General features: G+C 67.8%; 13 protein-coding genes and 2 pseudogenes. 10 read left to right on the top strand and 5 right to left on the bottom strand.

The window, feature by feature from the left end; genetic code table 11:
* Window positions 1-45: 45 nt before the first annotated feature.
* A protein-coding gene (locus JF597_RS42175; protein ID WP_294009215.1) for an IS3 family transposase occupies window positions 46-1,286 on the top strand; the annotation gives its coding sequence in 2 pieces (ribosomal slippage) (window positions 46-328 and window positions 328-1,286; 1,242 coding nt in all).
* Window positions 1,287-1,310: 24 nt separating this feature from the next.
* Here the strand turns inward: JF597_RS42175 and JF597_RS42180 are convergent.
* Together JF597_RS42180 and JF597_RS42185 are read right to left on the bottom strand one after the other, a co-directional pair.
* Window positions 1,311-1,856: a transposase gene (locus JF597_RS42180; protein ID WP_366916518.1), complete on the bottom strand. Its 546-nt coding sequence runs from the start codon at window positions 1,854-1,856 to the stop codon at window positions 1,311-1,313.
* Between the two features lie 208 nt (window positions 1,857-2,064).
* Window positions 2,065-2,478: pseudogene (locus tag JF597_RS42185) on the bottom strand (transposase); the annotation flags it as partial.
* Window positions 2,479-2,785: 307 nt separating this feature from the next.
* Here JF597_RS42185 and JF597_RS42190 point away from each other — a divergent pair.
* Window positions 2,786-3,064, top strand: a complete 279-nt coding sequence (locus JF597_RS42190; RefSeq protein ID WP_294009219.1) for a hypothetical protein — start codon at window positions 2,786-2,788, stop codon at window positions 3,062-3,064.
* Between the two features lie 108 nt (window positions 3,065-3,172).
* Here the strand turns inward: JF597_RS42190 and gap are convergent, their stop codons facing one another.
* On the bottom strand, window positions 3,173-4,183 hold the full coding sequence (gene gap / locus JF597_RS42195; protein WP_294009221.1) for a type I glyceraldehyde-3-phosphate dehydrogenase: 1,011 nt from the start codon (window positions 4,181-4,183) through the stop codon (window positions 3,173-3,175).
* 234 nt (window positions 4,184-4,417) lie between these two features.
* Here gap and JF597_RS42200 point away from each other — a divergent pair, with 234 nt between their 5' ends.
* Complete coding sequence (locus JF597_RS42200; protein WP_366916519.1) at window positions 4,418-4,990, top strand: helix-turn-helix domain-containing protein; 573 nt, start codon at window positions 4,418-4,420, stop codon at window positions 4,988-4,990.
* Between the two features lie 599 nt (window positions 4,991-5,589).
* Here the strand turns inward: JF597_RS42200 and JF597_RS42205 are convergent.
* Window positions 5,590-7,098 (bottom strand): amino acid adenylation domain-containing protein, encoded by a 1,509-nt coding sequence (locus JF597_RS42205; RefSeq protein WP_294009225.1) that lies wholly within the window; start codon window positions 7,096-7,098, stop codon window positions 5,590-5,592.
* Window positions 7,099-7,134: 36 nt separating this feature from the next.
* Window positions 7,135-8,244 (bottom strand): capreomycidine synthase, encoded by a 1,110-nt coding sequence (vioD, locus tag JF597_RS42210; protein WP_294009227.1) that lies wholly within the window; start codon window positions 8,242-8,244, stop codon window positions 7,135-7,137.
* A gap of 131 nt (window positions 8,245-8,375) precedes the next feature.
* On the opposite strand from vioD, the gene JF597_RS42215 reads away from it, so the two are divergent.
* From JF597_RS42215 to JF597_RS42245, 7 genes and pseudogenes are all read left to right on the top strand, one after another.
* Window positions 8,376-8,927 carry a winged helix-turn-helix domain-containing protein gene (locus JF597_RS42215; protein WP_294009230.1) on the top strand — a complete coding sequence of 184 codons (552 nt, stop codon included), beginning with the start codon at window positions 8,376-8,378 and terminating at the stop codon, window positions 8,925-8,927.
* Window positions 8,924-10,213 (top strand): MFS transporter, encoded by a 1,290-nt coding sequence (locus JF597_RS42220; protein ID WP_294009232.1) that lies wholly within the window; start codon window positions 8,924-8,926, stop codon window positions 10,211-10,213. The genes JF597_RS42215 and JF597_RS42220 overlap by 4 nt, the downstream gene beginning before the upstream one ends.
* Window positions 10,214-10,421: 208 nt before the next feature.
* Window positions 10,422-11,195, top strand: coding sequence for an ArpA protein (locus JF597_RS42225; protein ID WP_294009234.1), 774 nt, complete (start codon window positions 10,422-10,424; stop codon window positions 11,193-11,195).
* Between the two features lie 124 nt (window positions 11,196-11,319).
* Window positions 11,320-12,363 (top strand): guanitoxin biosynthesis L-enduracididine beta-hydroxylase GntD, encoded by a 1,044-nt coding sequence (gene gntD / locus JF597_RS42230; protein WP_294009236.1) that lies wholly within the window; start codon window positions 11,320-11,322, stop codon window positions 12,361-12,363.
* Between the two features lie 4 nt (window positions 12,364-12,367).
* Window positions 12,368-15,127, top strand: a pseudogene (locus JF597_RS42235) (amino acid adenylation domain-containing protein); the annotation flags it as partial.
* Entirely contained in the window at window positions 15,122-15,469 is a 348-nt protein-coding gene (locus tag JF597_RS42240; protein ID WP_294009294.1) for a phosphopantetheine-binding protein, read from the top strand. The pseudogene JF597_RS42235 and the gene JF597_RS42240, both read left to right, overlap by 6 nt.
* Window positions 15,466-21,795: a condensation domain-containing protein gene (locus tag JF597_RS42245; protein ID WP_294009238.1), complete on the top strand. Its 6,330-nt coding sequence runs from the start codon at window positions 15,466-15,468 to the stop codon at window positions 21,793-21,795. Before JF597_RS42240 ends, JF597_RS42245 begins: the two co-directional genes overlap by 4 nt.
* Window position 21,796: the final 1 nt, after the last annotated feature.

Raw genomic sequence — 21,796 nt, forward strand, 5'->3', positions numbered from 1 at the left:
CCGGGTTTGGTCCAGGCTCGATCTTTTTGGAAGGATCGAGTCGTTATGTCGAACAGGAAGCCATACCCCGCTGATCTGCGGGATCGGGCGGTGCGCCTGGTATTGGAGACCGAGGACCAGTACCCGTCCCGGGATGCGGCGGTGAAGTCCATCGCGGCCAAGCTCGGGATCGGGACGGCCCAGAGCTTGCGGAACTGGGTGCGTCAGGCCGAGGTCGATGCCGGTGCCCGGCCCGGGGTCAGTACCGAGGAAGCTGCCCGGATCAAGGCGTTGGAGCGGGAAAACGCCGAGCTGCGGCGGGCCAATGAGATCCTCAAGGCAGCAGCAAGTTTCTTCGCGGCCGAGCTCGACCGGCCACATCGACGCTCGTGAGATTCATCGACGAGCACCGGGACCGCTTCGGCGGCGTCGAGCCGATATGCACCAGGCTGACCACGCACGGTTGCCCCATCGACCCGTCCACCTACTACAAGATCAAGAAATGGCCGGTCTCGGCCCGGACGGTCCGCGACGCCGAGCTGACCGCCCTGATCAAGCAGATCCACGCCGCCAACTACGGCGTCTACGGGGCCCGCAAGGTATGGCACGAGCTGCGCCGGCAGGGCTACGCGGTGGCCCGCTGCACCGTGGAACGCCTGATGCGCGCTGCCGGGCTGGCCGGAGCGGTGCGCGGACGCAAAATCCGCACCACCGTGCCCGATCCCAGCGCCGAACGCGCCCCAGACCTCCTCAAGCGTGCCTTCGTGGCTTCGGCCCCGAACCGGGTCTGGGTCGCGGACTTCACCTACGTCGGCACCTTCTCCGGCATCGTCTACGTGGCCTTCGTCGTGGACACCTTCTCCCGACGGATCGTCGGCTGGTCAGCCGCGACCAGTAAGCGCACACCACTGGTGCTCGCCGCGCTGGAGATGGGCCTGTGGCAGCGCGACCGCGCCGGCCAGGAGCGGGACGGGCTCATCCATCACTCGGACGCAGGATCGCAATACACCAGCTTCCGGCTTGCCGCTCACCTAGCCGGCGAGGGCATCGCCGCCAGTATCGGCACCGTTGGCGACGCCCTGGACAACGCGCTCATGGAATCGGAAATCGGGCTCTACAAGACCGAGCTGATCAAACGCCTCGGCCCCTGGCGAACCCTCGCCGACGTGGAACTGGCCACCGCCGAATGGACCGACTGGTACAACAACCGCCGCCTACACGGTGAGATAGGCCACGTCCCACCAGCCGAATACGAGACAGCCTTCTACCAAAACCAGCCAACACCCCAGCTCACAACCCAACCCTAGAGTCTGGACCGAAACCGGGGCGGTTCAGTCTGTCAAGCGGCGCGGGTCGTAGGCTTGGTGGTGGCGGATCCGGGTAGTGACTTGTCCGAAGAGTCGGCTGTCGGAGTTGAGCCGGCCGCGCTGGATATGACTGTCGCCTCCGCGTGTCCACCCGGATCCGCCGCTCGTACTGTGCGACGTTCGTCGGCGATCATGACGCCAAATGTGGTCGGCCAAGCGGCGCTTGAGGCAGCGTTTGGCTTCCCTCGCGCTTTTGCCTTCAGCCACCTTCCGGTCGTAGTACGCGCGTCCAGGGCTGGCCGGCATGCGGATCTGGATCACGGCGATGGTGTGCAGTGCTGAGTTGAGCTGGCGGTCGCCTTTGCGGGAGAGACGATGGCGTGCCTTGTCTGCACTGGCGACCTCGATCGGCGCGGTGCCGCAGTAGTTCGCGTACACAGCCGCGGTCTGGAACCGCCCGATGCGCCCGGTGCGCGCGATCAGCCGGGCGGCCATGACCGGCCCGATTCCCGGTGTGGCCATCAGTGTGCTGCCGGAGTGCCTCGACATGCGTGCGCAATGTCTCGGCATTCGCCGCCAGCTGTGCGTCCAGGGTGCGAAGTTCGGCTACGAGGTCTTTGGCCAGCTGCTTGCGTACCTGCTCGACCGGCCCGGCAGGTCGGATCCGGCCGAGCATCGCCGCCGCGGTGGAGGCTGTGAGCTGAAGCGGTGCGCCACCGGGCAGCAGGTCGCGCAGCACCGCGTGCAACTGGTTGACCGTGCCCACCCGAGACTGGGCCAGATTCACCCGCTGCCCATCGAGCAGGGCAAGCACCGTAGCGTGGCCCTCAGCTGCCACTTGGCGGGACTCGCCCTGCAACGCGGCGATGGTCGCGGCCGCGGCGGCGTCGATCGCGTCGCTCTTGCGGCCGCCGCCGCGCGAGAGCTGCCGAACGCGGGCGGTGGCGGAGGCGTGCACGTCCACGACACTCTCGCCGCGAGCCAGAAGCCACTGCGCGAGATGGCGTCCCAGGCCGGTGGCACCCTCCACAGCCCAACGTCGCTCAGGCCACCGCCTGGCCCAGGTCAGCAGCCGGCGGTACTCCGGCAGCGTGGCCTCGATACGGATCGAGGCGATCGGCCGGTTGCTCATCGGCTCCACCGCTGTGGCGGTGTGGGTCGACTTGTGCGGGTCGAGACCGAGCAGGATCATCGCGAAATTCCTCTGGGCTAGCCGGCTAGGGACGATCCACGGTCGACATGCCGACTTCCGGAACCGGTCAAATGCCCGGGTCACGCCTCTGTTAAGTCAGGCCGTGGACAGGTCCCGGCCGGAGAACACACTCCGGGAGAGTCAAGGTTCGACAAGCGGTTCACGAGTCACCTCGGCCAGCACCCTACGGCACGCTACGGGCAGCCAACCCGACCACGAACCGCTACCCCTATATAAGTCAGCGGTTCACTCTGATCGGCAACCACGGGAGCTACGGCAGCGGCGGGTCCTGGCCGACGGGTACCAGGTGCACCAGATCGTCGCGCCGTTCGGCTGCGGGAACGTGTGGAAGAGCGATGACTCGGACCTCGGGGGCGTCGGCGGGTACGCCGTCAACGTCACCGGCCAGTCGCGGTACACGGCGGACCCGAACGTGGTCTACAGCAGCAACACCGTGACGCGGGCGGTGACGGGGCTGAGCAACATCGCCGTGACTGCTGGGGGACGATCGGGCCGCGGGAGTCGGGGCCGGCCGGTGGTGCGACGCCACGGCAGGCAACGGCCCAGGTCGGCACCGCGCCGATAGTACGCAAGAGCGCCGGGATCTTCTTCCCGACGCTCCTCCACGCGACAGCCGACAGCTACCAGCCTGTCAGCCACCCACTCTCAGCGACCACCCAGCCCGGCAACCCGGTCAGACGACCGCTCCCCCCACCAGCAACGTCGCGTCCACCAGCCGGTTCGAGAATCCCCACTCGTTGTCGTACCACCCGAACACGTGCACATGGCGCCCATCGATCACCTGCGTCAGCAACGAGTCGAAGATGCAGGACGCCGGGTCCCGCACGATGTCCGCCGAGACGAGCGGGTCCGCCGTGTAGCGCAGGATCGGCGACAGCTCGCCGTCCGCGGCCTTGCGGAACAGCGAGTTCACCTCCTCCGCGGTCGTGTCGCGGGCGACCCGGACGGTCAGGTCGGTCAGGGAGCCGACCGGGACCGGCACGCGGACCGAGTAGCCGTCGAGCTTGCCCTGCAGGTTCGGCAGGACCAGGCCGATGGCGCTGGCGGCGTTGGTGGTTGTCGGGATGGTGCTGAGGTTGGCCGCGCGGGCGCGGCGTGGGTCGGCGTGCGGGCCGTCCTGGAGGTTCTGGTCCTGCGTGTAGGCGTGGATCGTGGTCATGGTGCCGTGCTCGATGCCGAGCCCGCTGTCGAGGACCCGGGCCATCGGGGCCAGGCAGTTCGTCGTGCACGACGCGTTGGAGACGATCGTGTGCCGCTCCGGGTCGTAGAGGTCGTCGTTGATGCCGATGACCAGGGTGAGGTCGGCGTTCTTCGCTGCGGCGGAGACGACGACCTTCTTGGCGCCCGCCTTGATGTGCGCGCGGGCCTTGGCGGCGTCGTTGAAGACTCCGGTCGACTCGATGACGACGTCGACGCCGAGCCGGGCCCACGGCAGCTGCGCCGGGTCGCGCTCGCTGAGCGCCTCGACGACGATGTCGCCGACGCGGATGGTGGAGCCCTCCACCGCGACCGGCTTCTGCAGCGGGCCGTACACGCTGTCGTACTTGAGCAGGTCGGCCAGGCTCTTCGCGCTGGTCAGGTCGTTGACGGCGGCGACACGGACGTCGGCGCCGGATTCGAGCAGGGCTCGGAAGTAGCTGCGGCCGATGCGACCGAAGCAGTTGATTCCCACAGTGATCGTCATGATTCCCGTTCTGATGGTGGGGAGCCTCGTAGCACTGTCTGAGCGGTATGTAGTGCTTCGCAAGCGATGATGTATTCGTTATGAACAGGATATCCACGACCACCGCGCCGGGCATGGAGGTCTCACGGATCAGGACTCTGCCAGCCAAACCGGGCGTCTCAGGCTGTCCTGGTCGAATACTCGGATACCATCCTTGACCTGGGCGATCGGCGCATACGATCATTGCCCGTGGCTATGCGACTGCTGTACCGGATCCTAGTCCAGATGTTGTCCTGGCTGGTGTTGTTGGCCCGGTCCTCAGCGTCAAAGGATGTCGAGATACTCGCGCTGCGTCAGGAGGTCTCGGTACTGCGCCGAGCGAACCCGAAGCCGCGGATCGGCTGGAGTGACCGGGCTGTGCTGGCCGCGCTGTCCCGCCTGCTGCCCAAGGCGCTGCGTGCACACCGAATCGTGACCCCCGGCACACTTCTACGCTGGCACCGTTCTCTGCTTGCCGCGAAGTGGCGCCAGCCCAAGCCGGTAGGACGCCCGCCGATCTCTGACGATGTGGTGGCGTTGATCATCCGGCTCGCCACCGAGAACACCACCTGGGGTGTCGTTCGCGTCCAGGGCGAGTTGCGCAGGCTCGGACACCGCGTGGCCGCCTCCACCATCCGCAAGATCCTGCGGGCACACCGGATCCCGCCGCCGTCCCAGCGCGACGACACCTGGCGCACGTTCCTGCGCTCCCAGGCTGAGACGATCCTGACGATCGACTTCCTGCACGTAGACACCGTCATGCTGAAACGACTCTACGCGGCTGTCTGACGGTCCCCCGAGTTGCCGGAGGCTCAAGATCGTGTGGTGATTGATCCACGTGAGAGGAGCCGGACTGATGGCAGCGCATATGAAGTATCCGCCGGAGTTGCGGGAGCGCGCGATCAAGCTGTATCGCACCTCCCGGGTGTTCACCCGCTCCGCTCTTCCTGTTTCAGGAGCCGGGAGAGTTCGACCCTTGAGGTGATGTTCAGTTTGACGAACGCACGTCGGAGGTGGGTGCTCACCGCGGCCGAGGTGGCCTCCGCGACGGCAGCCGCTGTCGGGCGCACTCGCCGGGCGCGCAGGTCCCGGCGACCGTGGCCGTGGCCGCCAGCGGGTACGCCGGGTCGATCGGACGGTAGTCGCAGCCCTGGACACGTGCCCCCTGAGCGCGTCGTCGGGCCAGCGCGATCCTGGCCGAGCTGCACGACGAATGGAAGGGACGCCGACCGCCGCTTCCTCTGGCGAAGGCTCCATGGACGTGCAGTGCGACCACCGGTCATAGTGGACAATCGCGTTCCCGGCAACCAGCCCGGATCACCCAGTCGGCCCCGGATCCGGGACGCCGTGGCGGCGCGCAGCGTCTTGAGGTGAGATTCGGGCAGCCGTCAGCCCGCCGCACCAAGCAGCCGCTCGAGCGCTGCGCGATCGATCTTCCCGTTCGGCACACGGGGCATCTCGCTGACGACGATCACCTTGTTGGGGATCATGTATCTCGGGAGTCGGTCGACCAGGCGGGCAAGTATCTGCTCCCCGACGGAGGCCGTACTCGTTTCCCCGGCGACGACGAATGCCGTCATGCCCGCAACCGCGGTCACAATGCATGCCGCAGAACGAACGACGGGATCGATGCAAATGGCATGCTCGACTTCACCGAGTTCGACCCGGTTGCCACGTATCTTCACCTGGCGGTCCGTACGGCCCCGGATGGTTAGACCGCCTTCTTCCTCCACGACGCCCAAGTCCCCGGTGTCGTACATACGGGAACCGCTTGTTCCGGTCGGATCAGGAAGGAAGGCCGCCGCTGTGCGGCCGCCTTGCCTCCAGTAGCCGAAAGCGATGCCGGGGCCGGACAGGAACACCGTACCCTCAGACGATGCCTGGAGCGGGGACAGATCGTCGTCCAGTACGTGGAAGGCCGCAGGGGCGACGCTGTTCCCGGCGAATCCGGGCGGCGCCGACGAGGTCGACACCTCCGTACGCGTGATCCACACCGTCGCTTCCGTGGGGCCGTAGACGTTGATCAGCCGGGGACCCGCGTCATCGGGTCGAAGCAGGTCTACAAGTTCGCTCGGGAAGGGTTCCCCGCCGATCATCAGTACCCGGGCTCGCCGCAGGCCGGCGAGCGTCGCCGGGTCGTGGCACAGCAACCGGGCAGTCGACGGTGTCAGGACCGCGTGGGTGACGTGCCCGGCCGGGGTGCCGTCGGCGAATCCGGACTCGAACAGACCCGTGGGGTCGTTGGGCCCGATGACTACGGTATGTCCCCGCGACGTCGCCCAGAGGAAGTCGATGACGGACAGATCGAAGCCGACGCTGCAGACCGACTGCCATATCTGCCGCTCGCCCACACGCTCCGGCGCCTCCTCCCTCACCTCGGCATCCATCATGGCAAGAAATGCCTGGAGCGAGCGCTGCCCCACCGCGACCCCTTTGGGGGCACCCGTCGATCCGGAGGTGTACATGATGTAGGCCACACGGTCGCCGTCCGGCGCCGGAGACCACTCGCGCTTCGGGCCGGGCTGGTCGGCCGCCACGGTCTTCCATGGTCCGGCTCCCAGCAATCCGGCCGACCCCGAGGTCGTCACCAGCAAGTCGGCACCGCTGTCGAGGAGGAAGGCCCGAAGCCGGGACCGCGGCACAGCAGGGTCCAGGGGGAGGAATGCCGCACCGACGGCCTCGACAGCGAGCAGCGCCGCCACCAGGAGCCGTCCGCGTTCGAGGTGGACGCCGACGAGCCGGTCGGCTGGTCTATGACGCGACAACTCAGCCGCGAGCCTGTTCACCTCGTCGAGGAGCCCTCGGCGATCGATGAGGCCCTGCGCGTCCACGACAGCCGGCTGACCTGGGTCTTCGACGGTGTGTGAAGCCAACAGCGCATAAACGGATTCGGTCACTATTCGTCGTCCTCCGGGCACGGTTTACGAAACGTCTCAGCCCCCGAGCCTGAGAGAAAGAAGATCGAGCGCCTCGGTGAACTCGTCGACCGGCCCGCCGAAACCCAGCCGTACCCGGTCGGGATGCCCGAAGGCGGCGCCCGGAACGAGCAGTACCCCATCTGCGGCGCCCAAGAGGCGGCACACGTTCCGAGTGTCGGAGTGGTTGCGCAGACGGGGAAACGTGGTGACGCCGCCTTGGGCCGGTATGTAGTCGACGTGCTCGACATGGCCGGCCGCCCATCGGGTGAGCGACGACCGGTTTGCCGCGGCCTGGAGCAGCCGCGGTCCGATGAACTTCTCCGTGTTCTGCACGACACCGGTAGCGATGCGTTCCAGCAGCGGAGACAGGCTCAGGACATACACGTCCCGGGACGGGATCATCCGGGCGATGACATCCGGGTGGGCCAGACACCAGCCGAACCGCATCCCGGGCAGTCCGAATGCCTTGGAGAAAGTCCCGATCGAGATCGTCTTCGGGTACACCAGGACGGGATCGGGCAGCGGTGCCGACTCGTAGGTCAAGTCCGCCAACGACGCGTCCCAGACGAGGTAGGCGTCAGCGGTGCGAGCGATCTCGACGATTCGGTGCAGTTGGTCCGCGGTGACGGTGGCGCCGGTCGGGTTGTGCGGGAAGTTGAGGATGATCGCCGCCGTCCGCTGCTTCGAGACGAGCGCTGCCAATTCCTCGACGTGTGGGGCGAAGCCCGACTCCGGACGCAATGTCCAAGCCGAAACCTCGCAGCCCAGAACTCGCGGTATCGATGAGTGCGAGTGATACGAGGGTTCGAGGACCACCACATGATCGTCCGGTCGTAACACGGCAAGCAGTGCCGAATAGATCGCCTCGCTCGCGCCGTGCGTGGTGACCACCCAGTCAGGTTCTCCTGCACCCCAGCGGTCGGCGATGGCCTGCCGAAGCGTACGGTCCCCGGTGCAGGGGCTGTCCTTGAAGATCACCGAATCGAGTTCTGCGGAAGTGATGCCGGCCAGTTCCCGGACCGTCCGGAGGGCGTAATCCTGCACGCCGCTGGACCCGATGTCGAACTTGGCCTCGAAGTAGTAGTCCCGCATCCAGTCTTCGAGGAAGGCTGGTTCGAAGCCCATCCGGCACCCCCGTGGCGGTTCATCAGGAATCGAATCTCAACGTGCCAACGTTCCGGCGAGGTGTCAAGGGCGCCGCGGGCGTCACGAGCGGTGGGGTTGCCAAAGTGTCGGTTTTTCCCGATACTTAATGTGTGGCCGACGACCCGTCCGGAAAGCATCCCCAACCACTCGAGCTGACGGACATCATGCAGTTCAAGGCACTGAGCAGCTTGGCCCGGCAGCGCATCCTCGGCGTCCTCGTCCATCGAAGCGCGACCATCGGCGCGCTCTCGACCGAGCTCGCAATGCCGCGCGGAAGCGTCGGATACCACCTCCGCGTGCTCTCCGACGCCGGCCTGATCGTGCCCGCTCAGACCGTTCAAGTGCGCGGCGGGACGGAGATCCACTGGGCTGCGATCGCGACCGGTTTCGACCTGACGGCGTTCGCCGAGCTGGCAGCCCCGGCCGAGCTTCTCAGGAGGGCCGCGCAGGAGCTCGCGCAGGCTGATCACGGCGGCATGGAGTACGCACGGGTCAAGCGCATACGGCTTCGGCCGGAGACCTTCGCGGCATTCGTCGACCAGTTGCAGGGCGCCTTCGACGACCTCGACGCGAACTCGGCCGAGCCCGACGACCAGGAGGGCACGGGCGTGACGCTCGCGATCGCCCTCTATCGGAACCAGCCCAAGGAGGATCGCTCGTGAGCGCCGTCGACAAGCCGGCTGACGTGGTCGCCGAGACCGCCGTCGGGAAGCGTCTTCCGGCGAACTATTGGCGGCTGTGGGGATCCTCCACCTCGTCCAACCTCGGCGACGGGGTCCGCGCGACCGCCATCCCACTGCTCGCGGCGGCGCTGGATCCGCGGCCGATCGTCGTCGCGGCCCTCAGTGCGGTGGGCTACCTTCCCTGGCTGGTGTTCTCCCTCATCGCCGGCGGAGTGGCCGACCGAGTCGACCGCAGACGGCTGATGATCCGTCTGCAACTGGTGCGGATCGCGGTGATGGGTTCGTTCTCGGTGCTGGTGACGGTCGGGCGAGGCGAGATCGTCGTCCTGTTCGCCGTCGCGCTCGTCATCGGTGTCACCGAGGTCTTCTTCGACACCACGGCGGCGACGGCGGTTCCGTCCGTGCTGCCGAGCACCCAGCTCGAACAGGGCAACTCGCGCCTGTACGCCGCAGAGATCACCGCGAACGAGTTCGTGGGATCGCCCCTCGGCGCCGGTCTGTTCGCACTACGGCCAGCGGCGCCTTTCTGGTTCGGCCTGCTCGGGAGCTCGACGAGCGGGCTGCTGCTGTCGCGCATCACGGTGCCGTTCAATCCGCCGAGTGCCGATGACGACACGGCCGAGCAGGACTCGTTCGCCGCGTCGATCCGGGACGGCGTGCGTATGGCTCTGGCCTCGCCGTTCCTGCGTGCCTGGACCGTCGTCCTCTCGATGGCCAATCTGGCCCGGGCCATGACGATCTCCGTGTTCGTCCTCTACGTGCTCGACCTGCTGCATGGCGGGAAACTGACGTTCGGCGTCCTCACCGCGATGTCGGCGGTGGGAGGGCTCGCCGGCGGCTGGCGGGCCGACCTGCTCATCGAGCGTCTCGGCCGAAGGGCCGCGGCCGTGCTCGGCACCACCCTGATGATCAGTTCCAACCTGATCCTGGGCTTGGTGGTGCAGACCGAGATGGCCGCGCTGGCTGGGTTCATGTTCGGTGCGGGTGTCGGCCTGAACAACGTCCTGTTCATTTCGATGCGCCAGCGGATGGTGCCCCCCGAGTACCTCGGTCGGGTCGCCAGCGTCCAGAGATTCGTCTCCTGGGGCTTGCTTCCGCTCGGCGCGCTGCTGGGAGGCTGGCTGGCCGCTTCCTGGAACCTCCGGGCACCGTATCTTGTCGCCGGAGTGCTGGTGGCGGTTTTCGCGTTGCTGTTCGGACGTTCCCTGATGGCGTTCCCCGAGGTGCCGACACCGTCGTGTGACGAGCCTGTCATCGACTCCTGACCCGCGTATTGACAACCCCCCAGAAGTCCGTGCATGGTGAATCGCAGGGGCCTTACTTGCCCATTGCCGAGTCCGCCCGAATGTCTGGGGTGGTGATGGTCCGGTTTGCCGACCGAACCATCACCGGTTGCTCCACTTCGCAATCACTGTGAGCGTCCAAGCCATCCAGTGTCACGAACAGAGAGCAGTATTCAGTATGTCATCACTCTTGAACGTCGCCAACCAGGCTGGAAGTCCTGAGAACGAACTTGCGCAACATCTTGCGCAGTGGCCGGCCCCTGATACGCTTGCTCTGCTTCGCAACCGATTCCGCAGAGACGGGTTCGTCCAACTCAGGGAGCTGATCAACGACCGCATCAGGGACTTGATTCGAGGCGAAGTCCTGGAGCTTCTCGACGGCAATTCCGAGCGGCGTGACCTGTATCTCCAGACGACCGGCGGTACTCCGCGCCACATGAGTGTGGTGCGCAGCGAGACCATCGCCAAGACCAACGGCTTCATCACAGGGCTTTACCGCAGCGAGAGACTGCGGTCCGTTCTCGGCGCGATCGCCGGCGAGCCATTGCACGGCTGCCCGTCGGAAGACGAGGAGTTCCTGATCACGCGCCAGGAACGAAAGGGAGATACCCACGGCTGGCACTGGGGCGACTTCAGCTTCGCGCTGATCTGGATCGTCGAAACGCCGCCGATAGATGTCGGAGGCATGCTGCAATGCGTGCCCCATACGGCGTGGGACAAGCAGGATCCGCGGATCCACCAGTACTTGTGCGATAACAACATCGCGACCTACGGCTTCACCACAGGCGATTTGTATTTCCTCCGCACCGACACGACGCTCCACCGCACCGTGCCGCTGTCTCAGGACGCGGTACGCATCATCCTGAACATGACGTGGGCGGCAGCCAAGGACTTGGCGGCGGCACCCCAGGGCGATGACCGATGGTGGGAAGACGCTGCGGCGAAGGCCAACGTCACCGATTGACCGGCGATTGCCGCGGGGTTCTGCGCGGCGGTTTCCCAGGTCGGCACTGTTCTCCCGCCTGGTATCGGAGTTCAGCCTCTCGCGCCGCGCGTTCCGCCGATCAGGCCCTGCACCTGAGGGTACCGTGACCACCTCCAAGGGTTACTTCATGCCTGTCATCACGCATCAACTCGCGTCAGAGGACGTATCCATCCTCCGCGGCCTGACCGCTGCCGCAGCGGAAGCCGAGGGCCTTACCGTGGAGCAGCGCCTGCGGACCATGGCGCTCCTGGCCCACGCCGCACCGGCGCGACTGCGGCGGGCGATGGTCGAGTTCCGGATGCTCGAGCCGGCAGGAGCCATGATCGTCAGCGGACTGCCGGTCGAGGAATCGGCGCTCGGCCCCACTCCCGGCCACTGGCGGCACGCCGCCATGGAGTGGAGCGATGAGGACCTACTCCTCCTGCTGCTGGGCTCCTTGCTGGGCGACCCGTTCGCCTGGAGCACTCAGCAGGACGGTCGATTCGTCCACAACATCCTGCCCATCAAGGACCACGCCGACGAGCAGCTCGGCTCCGGGACCAGCCAGGTTCTCTGGTGGCACACGGAGGACGCCTTTCATGAGGCGCGGCCGGACTATCTCCTGCTGTTCTGTCTGCGGAATCCGAATGACGTCGCCACAACGTACGCCGACGTGTCGTCACTCGACCTGGAACCGGAGTTGTTCGCACTGCTCAGCGAGCCGGAATTTCTGATCCGGCCGGACAACTCACACAAGCCGGAGCACAACTCGGCGCCGCTGGATTCCAACGCCGAGGCAGTGTCGTCGGCCTTCGACTCGATCGGCAGGAGACAGGCGGATCCGAGGCGGATTCCGGTGCTGTTCGGTGATCCCCGGAGTCCGTATGCCCGGCTCGACCCGTATTTCATGGAAGACCCATTGTCGGTCAGTCATGCCGAAGCGTTCGCATCGCTGTGCGCCCGGATCAACGAGAGCCTGGAGCACATCGTGCTCCGGCCCGGCGACTGCCTGGTCCTCGACAACTATCGCGCGGTCCACGGCCGGGACGCCTACGAGGCGCGGTTCGACGGTACCGACCGTTGGCTGAAACGGGTCAACGTCACTCGTGACCTGCGCTCTTCCCGCGCGCTGCGAGGCGGGGCCGACTCCGCGACGATTTTCGGGTGACGCCGTGGCTGCCTCCTCCATTCCCGCCTCGCCGGGTGTACAGCGACTGTGGCTGCTGGATCAGTTGGGTCTGCGGTCCGCATATAACATTGCGGCGGCATGGCGCGTCGGGCACCCGGTCGAGCCGGATCGGATCCGGATCGCGTTGGACACCCTCGCCGACCGGCATGCCATGCTTCGCGCCGGACTCCACCACTCTCCGGCGGGGCTGCGATTCGAAGTGTCGTCCTCGGCTCGGATCCCGATCGAGGTCGCCGTAGCAGGCGACGGCACTCCCGCGCTAGCCGACGTCATGGCTGAGTTCGCCCTGCGACCCTTCGATCTCACCAGCCCGCCGCTCGCCCGAGCGCTGCTGGTTCCGGACGCGCCCGACGGCGCAGTCCTAGCCCTGACCCTCCACCACAGCGTCACGGACGGGCGTTCCCTGGAGGTACTGGAGAGCGACCTCGCCGAGAGCCTGTCCGGTGCATCGGAACGAATCGTGGTCACAGGCTCGGACCTGTAGTCGCTGCGAGCGGTCGCCGAACGCCTGCTGGTCGTCGGAGCCAGTAGCGAAGGCATCAAGTGGTGGACATCGCTGCTGGCCGGGCTGCCGCACTGCGCGTTGCCCGTGGACCGCCCGCGGTCCGCTCGGCGAGACGGAACGGGCCGCAGGATTTCCGCGCCGTTGCCGAGCCGGTCCGTCGCGGCCGTTCGGAAACTGGCCGAAGTCCACCGCTGTCCACCGTTCGCCATCGGCCTGGCCGTGACCCATGCGCTGGTCGCCAGGTTCACTGGCAACCTACGGCCGGTCGTGGGCACCGTCGTCGCCAACCGGCCCGACCGGGAGACCGCCGGCTTGGTCGGATTCCTCGCCAACACCGTCGTTCTGCCGGGGGACCTGACTGATCCGGCCTTGTCGTTCTCCGACCTGGTGAGGTCGGTACGGCGCACGGTGTTCGACGCGCTCGAGCACCAGGATGTCCCCTTCGACCGGATCGTCGCGGCGCTGCCAGGCGATGTCGATACGAGCCGGAACCCGCTGACCGAGGTCGTCTTCATGGCGCAGGAGCAGCGCCCGGCCATCGCACCGCTTTCGCACCTGGCGATCGAGTACGCGCCCGCCAAGTTCGATCTGGCCCTCGCGCTCTCTCTCCCTGCCGGACCCGCCTCCGACGGGGAAGTCTCCGCGCTGTTCTCCGCGGACGTCCTGGACGAGGCGTCCGTCCGGACTATTCTCGAAGCCTTCGGGACGCTGGTGACCGCGGCGGCCGCCGATCCCGGACGCCGGGTCGCGGCCCTGCCCATGGCCGCGACACTCGATGCGATCAGTATCCTCACACCCACGTCGGGAGCCGGTTCGACCGGTACGCCGGCACCGGTCCACCGGTTGTTCTCCCGACAGGCGGCGCGGACTCCCGGCAAGACGGCAGTCGTCGATCACGTCGAATCGGTCACGTACGGCGAGCTCGACCGGCGCTCAGACGACCTGGCCCAGGCCCTGACCGGCAGCGGAGTCGGCCTCGGTGACGTCGTCGGGGTGCACCTGCCGCTCGGAGTGAAACAGACGGCCGCGATGCTGGCGGTGTGGAAGGCGGGTGGCGCAGCGCTCCCGCTCGATCCCGACCTGCCTGCCGCGCGGGTCGAGGCGATGGTGGCGGACAGCGACGCAAAGCAGATCATCGATGAACACTGGCTCGCAGGGCTCACGTCTTCCGGTGTGAGCGGCTCTGTTCCGCCGCTCTGCGCAGATTTGCCAGACGTGGCGTATGTGCTGTTCACCTCCGGTTCCAGCGGCCGACCCAAAGGCGTCGCCGTCTCCCACTCCGCCCTGACGGGATTCTGCGTCGCGGCGCTACACGCGGTGCCACAGCAAGACGTCGTCGGGGCGGTGGCGTCGCCCTCGTTCGACATCTCGCTCGTCGAGACCATCGCGCCGCTGACCGTCGGCCGAACGGTCGTGGCCGCCGATCGCCGAAAGGACTGGTTCGCCGGGTTCGATGCGGTGCGCTGGCTTCAACTCACCCCGTCCCACGCGCGCCTGCTGCTGCGGGACGACCGGGCCCGCTCCGTGCTCAGCCGGTTGGACACCCTGGCCCTGATCGGCGAGCGGCTGACCCCGGAGCTGGCCGACCAGCTGACGCGGCTGGTCCCAGGGCAGGTCGTCAACTGCTACGGCCCGACCGAGGCGACGGTCTGGGCGACCACACACGCCCTGGCTGCGGACGGCGCCGTCGTCGTTCCCATCGGCCGGCCCCTGGCCAACACGACGGCGATGGTCCTCGACAGCCGCGGTGATCCGGTGCCCCGAGGCGCGATCGGCGAGCTGTATCTGGGCGGGACGGGCATCGCTCTGGGCTACCTGGGGCGGCCTGGACTCACAGCGGAGCGTTTCCTGCCAGATCCCTTCGGCGCTCCGGGAGCACGCCGGTACGGCACCGGCGACAAGGTGCGGGTCCGTGCCGATGGAACGTTGGAATACCTGGGTCGGGACGATACGCAGTTGAAGGTTCGGGGGCACCGCATCGAGGCGGGTGAACTGGAATCTCTGCTCCTGGCCCAGGACGGCGTGGCGGCGGTCGCGGTCGACCTGCGCACCATCGCTGACGGCGACGAAATCCTGTTGGCCTACCTGGTCCAGAACCATGCGACGGCCGAGTCCGTCATCTCCGATCGGCCGGGGACGGCAGCTCTTGAGCGGCGGCTCAGGAGCGAGCTGGCGCGCAGGGTGCCCGTCGCGCTCATTCCGGCCGCTTTCGTCTTCCTGCCTGCGCTCCCCATGACCGCGAGCCGCAAGGTGGACAGGGCTGCCTTGCGGGAGACACCGCTGCCGACTCAGGAACGGCGTTCGCCCAGACAGACCGGAAACGCTTGGGAACAGGAACTGGTCCGGCTGTGGGCAGAGTTGACCGGCGCCGCCCCCGACTTGGACGGGCACTTCTTCGACATCGGAGGCAGCTCGCTGCTTCTGGCCCGGTTCCACGCGGTCCTGGAGGCACGGTTCCCCGACGTCGGGCTGACGATGATCGACCTCTTCGTCGCCACGACGCTCGCGGCTACGGCCGACCTCATCGCCGACCGCAGCGGCGGTCTTGAGAAGGAGCCCACCTTGGACTACGCAGTATGAACGCCGTTGCGACGTCTCCAGTCGAGGATCGTGCCGGCGATCCGATCGCCATCGTCGGCATCGGCGCGGTGTTTCCGGACGCTTCGACGCTCGACGACTTCGGCACCAATCTGAGCGCCGGCCATTGTGCGATCCGCCCCGTCTCCGAGGACCGAAGGCGGTTCACCGGCGCACCTGTCGACGGGCGCTACCCCATGGCCGCGCTGGACCGGGTCGACCTGTTCGACCGCGGCTTCTTCGCGATCTCCCCGGCCGAGTCCACAGCTATGGACCCGCATCACCGCATCGCGTTGCAGCTGGCATGGCACGCGGCCGAGTCCGCGGCGGTCCGGCCGTCCCGACTGCAATCCGAGACGACGGGGGTGTTCCTCTCGTCCGGGGCGTCCCGGTATGGGAACTTCCTTGACCGGCAGTCGTCTCTGGCGTTCGTCGGCACGGCCCCCAGCGGCGCGGCCGGCCGGATCTCCCATCACCTCGGGCTGGCCGGCCCCTGTCTGGCCGTGGACACCGGATGCTCGGGGTCCCTGGTCGCGGTGGGGCTGGCGGTCGACGCGCTCCGATGCCGACGCTGCCGATTCGCACTGGCGGGCGGGGTATCGGTCCGCGTCGACTTCCCCCCTCCGGACGCGAGTCGCCTGTCCGAGGTCATGTCGCGTGACGGCTACTGTCGGGCCTTCGACGCGGCGGCGGACGGGACCGCGGACGGCGAAGGAGGTGCCATTCTCCTGCTCGAACGGCTTTCCGACGCGCTGGCCGACGGGCACCGGGTGCTGGCCGTGATCCGATCTGTCTCGGTGAACCACAACGGCGACCGGTCGGTCGGCATGACCGCGCCCTCGGTGGATGCCCAGATCGAGCTGTTGACGGACGCGTGGCGGAACGCGGCCTTGGACTTGTCTGCGGTGCGTTTCATCGAGGCGCACGGCTCCGGAACCCGACTCGGCGACGCGATCGAACTGACAGCGCTCGACCGAGCGCTGAGATCCTACGGACCGGGGGCCGCCTCGATCCCGGTCGGCTCGGTCAAGTCGAACATCGGGCATCTGGACCATGCGGCTGGGATGGCCGGCCTCTGCAAGGCGGTCATCGGGCTGAGAACTGGCACCGTGTTCCCCACGCTCCACTTCGAGCAGCTGAACCCTGCTGCCGACGTCTCCGGCGATACGGTGCGGATCGCCCACTCGCTCGAGCGATATCCCGCGGCCTCAGGACAGGTCGCGCTCGTGAGCTCGTTCGGCATCACCGGAGTCAACGCCCATGCGGTCATCGAGGCGGCTCCGAAAGCTGCGGCAATCCATCGCACCGACCCCGAGGGCCCGACGGTCGTGACGCTGTCCGCACGCAGCAGCCAAGCGCTCGGCCGGTATCGGTCGGCCGTCGCGCAAGCGCTCGACGAACCGGACCGGACATGGGATCTCGTCGATGTCGCGGCCACGTTGAACCGGGGCCGTGAGGACCTGCCGGTACGCTGGGCCGCAGTGGCCGACAGCGTCGTCGAGCTCGTGGAGCTCTTGCGCTCCGAGGACGGCGCGGACGGGTGGATGCCGCCGGTGTTCAAGGCGCGTCCAGTGGTTGCCGTCTTCCCCCATTTCGAGCCCGCAGACCCGGCCCTCATGGCCTCCTGGTACCGCGCCCTGGCCGGATTCGGTGTCGTTGCGCAGATGCATGTGGCGACAGGCAACGGCCACCATGCGCTGTCCGAACTGGGACGTGCGGTGCCCGGGGCCGACCCCGAATCCCCGTTCGATCCTGCGGCGTTGCGTGCGCTCGCTGCCCAGCTGTCGGAGAAGGAACCCATCTATCTGGTATTCGGTGAGGAGTCACCGCTTGGCGGGGTTCTCGTCGACACAGGCTGCGACATCGTGACGGTTACCGGCAGGCCCGACTCCCGCAGGGATTGCGCTGCCATCGCCGCACGGCTGTACCGGCTCGGGGCGAATCCGGCATGGCCCGATGGCGAGGGCCGTCCGGGATCGGTCGACCTCCCCTTCCATCCGTTCATCGGTGAACGCTGCTGGCCGACGCCTCCCGGTGTCGTGGCGCCGTTTCCCGTCCCCGCCGCGGTTGACGCCATCGGTCCGGCCACCCCGGAGGACGTGCTCGCCTCAGTCGAGGAGTCGGTCCGTTCCCTGCTGGATCTGCAGGACCTCGGACCGGACCCCGACTATTTCGCGCTCGGGGGCAACTCACTGCTCGCCTTGGAGCTCCTCACCCGGATCGAGCGACAGTTCGGCACCACGATCAGCCTGCCCGACCTGTATCAGCACGCCGGGCTCGCCGACTTGGCCGGCTTGGTCATCTCCCGCGCCGGTGCCGGGGATTCCCATACGGACGACGGGATCCGGGCTTGCGACGACCTCGAATGGCCGTTGTCGTTCGGCCAGGAGAGCCTGCTGTTCTTCAACGAACTCGACGCCGACACCGCCGTCTACAACGTCACCGCCGACCTGCGGCTGACCGGGACACTCCACGTCGATGCGCTGCGGCGGGCCCTGGAGCGCCTCGTCCACCGGCACGTGGTGCTCGCGGGCCGCTACGAGAAGCGCGCCGACGGCACTTTCATGGTCGTCGATCCGCGGATGCGCGTGGAACTGCCGATCCACCAGGTACCGCCGGGGACTCCCGAGGAGCGGGACGCGTGGGTCGCGGCCGAGACGCAGAGGATCGCCCTGAGGCCCTACGACCTGGCTGCCGGACCGCTCCATCGCTTCGCCCTGCTCCGCTTCGACGATAACGACAATGTTCTGATCTTCGGTTCGCATCACTCGGTCGACGACGGCTGGAGCCCGGCGATCGTCGATCGCGAACTCACGGAGCTATACGCCGCGGAAGTCAGCGGTCTGCCCGTCGACCTTCCCGACTTGCCGATCTCGTACGGAGACTTCGCCCGCTGGCAGCGCAACAGCGTGGTCGGCCCGCAGTATGAGGCCGGGATCGCGTTCTGGCGTGACTATCTCGCCGGTTGCCAGGCCGCGGACCTGGCTGCGGACCGGCCCCGTCCGGCCCGCCTGTCCGACCGGGGCGAACATGTGGAGCTCCGCCTGACCGCGGCTCAGGCGATGGGGCTCCGCGCCATGGCCAGGAAGCGGCGCTGCACGACCTTCGTCGTCGCCTTGGCGGTCCTGGAGGCGGCGCTGTTCCGTTATTCCAGAACTGGGGACTTCGCCGTGGGCGTGGTCGTCTCCGGGCGGGAGCGCCCGGAGACCCGGGGTCTGATCGGCTATTTCAACAACATGGTCCCGATCCGCGCGGTCGCGGAGCCGGACGCTTCCTTCCATGACCTCATCGACCGGGTCCGTGACAGCTTCCTGACCACCGTCCCGTACCACGGCGTCCCGTTCGTGAAGATCGTCGAAGCGCTCAATCCGCTCCGGGATCTGGGCAGCCACCCTCTCTTCCAGGTCGGCTTCACCTACCAGAACATCCCGCGGCTCGAGGGCCGACTCGGCGGAGTGGCCGGCCGACCAGACGTCACCAAGCCGTACCTGACGGGGCTGCCGCCTGCGCGAGCGCCGTGGGATCTGAACCTCACTCTGTGGGAAATCGAGGGCCTGGACGATTTCAAGCTGGTCTTCGAATTCGCGTCGGATCTCTTCGACCGGGCCACCGGACGGCACTTCGCGGATGAGTTCGTCGCGCTGCTGGACGAGCTGTTGAGGTGCCCTGACACGCGGATGAGCGTCTTGATGCCCGTGCCGACCGGCGGCGGCGAGGCCGCGAGCGAGGTGTCGGGCGCCTGTTTCCCCTATAAGGGCGACGACGAGGAAGGGGTGCTCGAAACCATCGCCCGGATCGCGGCGACCGATCCGGGCCGGGTGGCGGTGCTTTCCCCGGACGGAGGGCTGGACTACCGGGAATTGGTGAGCAAGGTCCGCTCCTTCCGATCCGGGCTGCGTCGATGCGGAGTGCGTGCGGGAGACACCGTCGCCCTGCTCGCGGGCCGCCGCCTGGAGACCGTGGTGGCCATGCTGGGCACGTGGGCGGCGGGCGCGGCGTTCGCGCCGATCGACCCCGCCTACCCTTCGGTCCGGATCCGGGCGATGCTCGACATCGCACAACCGGTGATCGTGGTGGCGGACGAAGGCCCGGTCCCCGAGACCGCCTCGCCGACGATGAAGATCGCCGACATCCCGGTGGCGGCCGAGGACGGCGAACCGATCTCCGACGGCGGCGACGTTGTGCCGAAGTGGCTCATCTTCACCTCGGGGTCGACGGGCAGGCCCAAGGGCGTCATGGTGGGCGGCGCGGCGATCGGACCGTTCGTCTCCGCCTGGCGCGGCCTGGCCGAGAGGGCCGGTGTTCCGCTGCGGGTCCTGTCGACCGCGAGCCCAGCCTTCGACGTCTTCACCGGCGACCTGATCCGGGCGTTCGCAACCGGCGGAGCGCTCGTCGTGGTGCCGCCGGAGCAGACGGGAACGGGTGCCGACCTGGGCAAGGCGATCCTGCAGTACGAAGTGAACACCGCCGAACTGATCCCGGCGCAGCTCTGTTCCGAGCTCGTCGGCTGGCTGACAGACCACGACGCGGCGGCCGGGTCCCTGCGGCTCGTCATCAATGGTTTGTCGTCGTGGACGGGACGGGACAAGGCCCGGCTACTCGAACGCTGCGGGGCCGGCGCGTCCGCCGTGACGATCTTCGGGATCACGGAGGCGGTCATCGACGACGTCGCCGACCTCACCCCGTTCTCGCCAGCCCTCGAAGACGACGCGGCACCCGGTCCGGTCGGCCTGCCGTTCGCCGGGAACGCCGCGTATGTGCTCGACCCGACCATGCGGCCCGTCCCGAGGGGTGCCGTCGGCGAGCTCTACCTCGGTGGGCGGGGTCTCGCGTTCGGCTACCTGGGCGATGGTTCCGGGACCGCGGCGCGGTTCGTGCCGGATCCCTTCTCTGGCGAACCGGGCGCGCGGATGTACGCGACAGGCGACCGGATGCGACGGCGTTCGGACAACCGCTTGGACTTCCTCGGTCGCATGGACCGTCAGCTCAAGGTGAACGGTGCCCGAGTCGAACCCGGTGATGTCGAGGCGGCGCTGCGGACCCACCCGGCGGTAAAGGCCGCCCACGTCGGACTCTCCGGCGACAGCGGATCATCCCAGCTGACCGCTTGGGCGGCGACCGGCGAGTCGATCGCGCCCACACCGCTGGATCTGCGCAAATTCCTCCTGGGCCTCCTTCCCCGCTATGCGATTCCCAGCCGTTACGTCCTGCTGCCGGAGCTTCCGCTGACCGGGAACGGCAAGATCGACGTGGCTGCGCTGCCCGCCGTGACGGAGGACGGAGAGAAGGGACTGCGCTCCGGGCCGCGCACCGACACCGAGTTCGAACTCGCCGTCCTGTTCGGCGAAACCTTGCAGAGCGGTCCGCTCGGCATCCACGACGACTTCTTCCAGGTCGGAGGAAGTTCGCTGGACGCGGTCCGGGTCGTGGCAGCCATCAAGAACCAGTGGGGGGTGCGCGTGCCGCTCAGCAAGCTGTTCCAGACGCCGACCGTCGCGGAGATCGCCGCACTCGTCGACCGCGGCCAGACGATTCGGCCGACGGCGCTGCTGAAGCTTGCGTCCGGTTCCGGTACGCCGCTGGTGCTGTGCGAACCGTCCGGCGGGACCTCGTTCTGCTACGCGCCGCTGGCTCGGTCCCTGAGCCCGGCCCGACCGGTCGTCGGGCTCCAGTCGGCCGGGATCGGCGGCGACCAGCCACCCCAGGCGACGATGGACGAGATCGTGGACCACCACCTGGCCGCGCTGGCGGCGGCGGGCGTCGACGGGCCGCTGGTCGTCTCCGGCTGGTCCCACGGCGGCGTCGTGGCCCACGCCCTGGCCGCCCGGCTGATCAGCGTCGGCGTGCCGGTGGCGCTCACGGTCCTGCTCGACGCGGCCCCGCGGGTCATCGTCCCCCGGCGGCTGCCGCGGGACGACTTCGGGTTCCTGTCCCACCTACTCAGGACGAACTTCGGGTTCAGCGCACCGGCCGGCGTCGCCGAGTCCGGCGATCCGTTCGCCGCCTTGTTGGCCGCGGCGCAGGCCGCCGGACTCTATCCGGCGGAGTTCAGGAGCGACGACGTCTCCGTCATGCTGGCGGTCCATCACGCGAACGAGGACGCGGCAGACGCCTACCGCCCCGGCCCGCTGCCGGGCGAACTCCTGCTGCTGCGCACCGCCGAAGGTCCGGAACCGGAGCACAACCGTCGTGAGGACCTGGGCTGGTCCGAGTTCACATCGGACCTGTCCGTGCGCATGGTGCCCGGCGACCACGCCACTGTCGTGCCCGTCGAATACGCAGAGCTGGGCCGTCAACTCAGCGCCGAACTCCTGGCCCGAGGCCTGTGAC

The organism is Streptomyces sp., assembly GCF_019510245.1.
Taxonomy (GTDB): Bacteria; Actinomycetota; Actinomycetes; order Streptomycetales; family Streptomycetaceae; genus Streptomyces.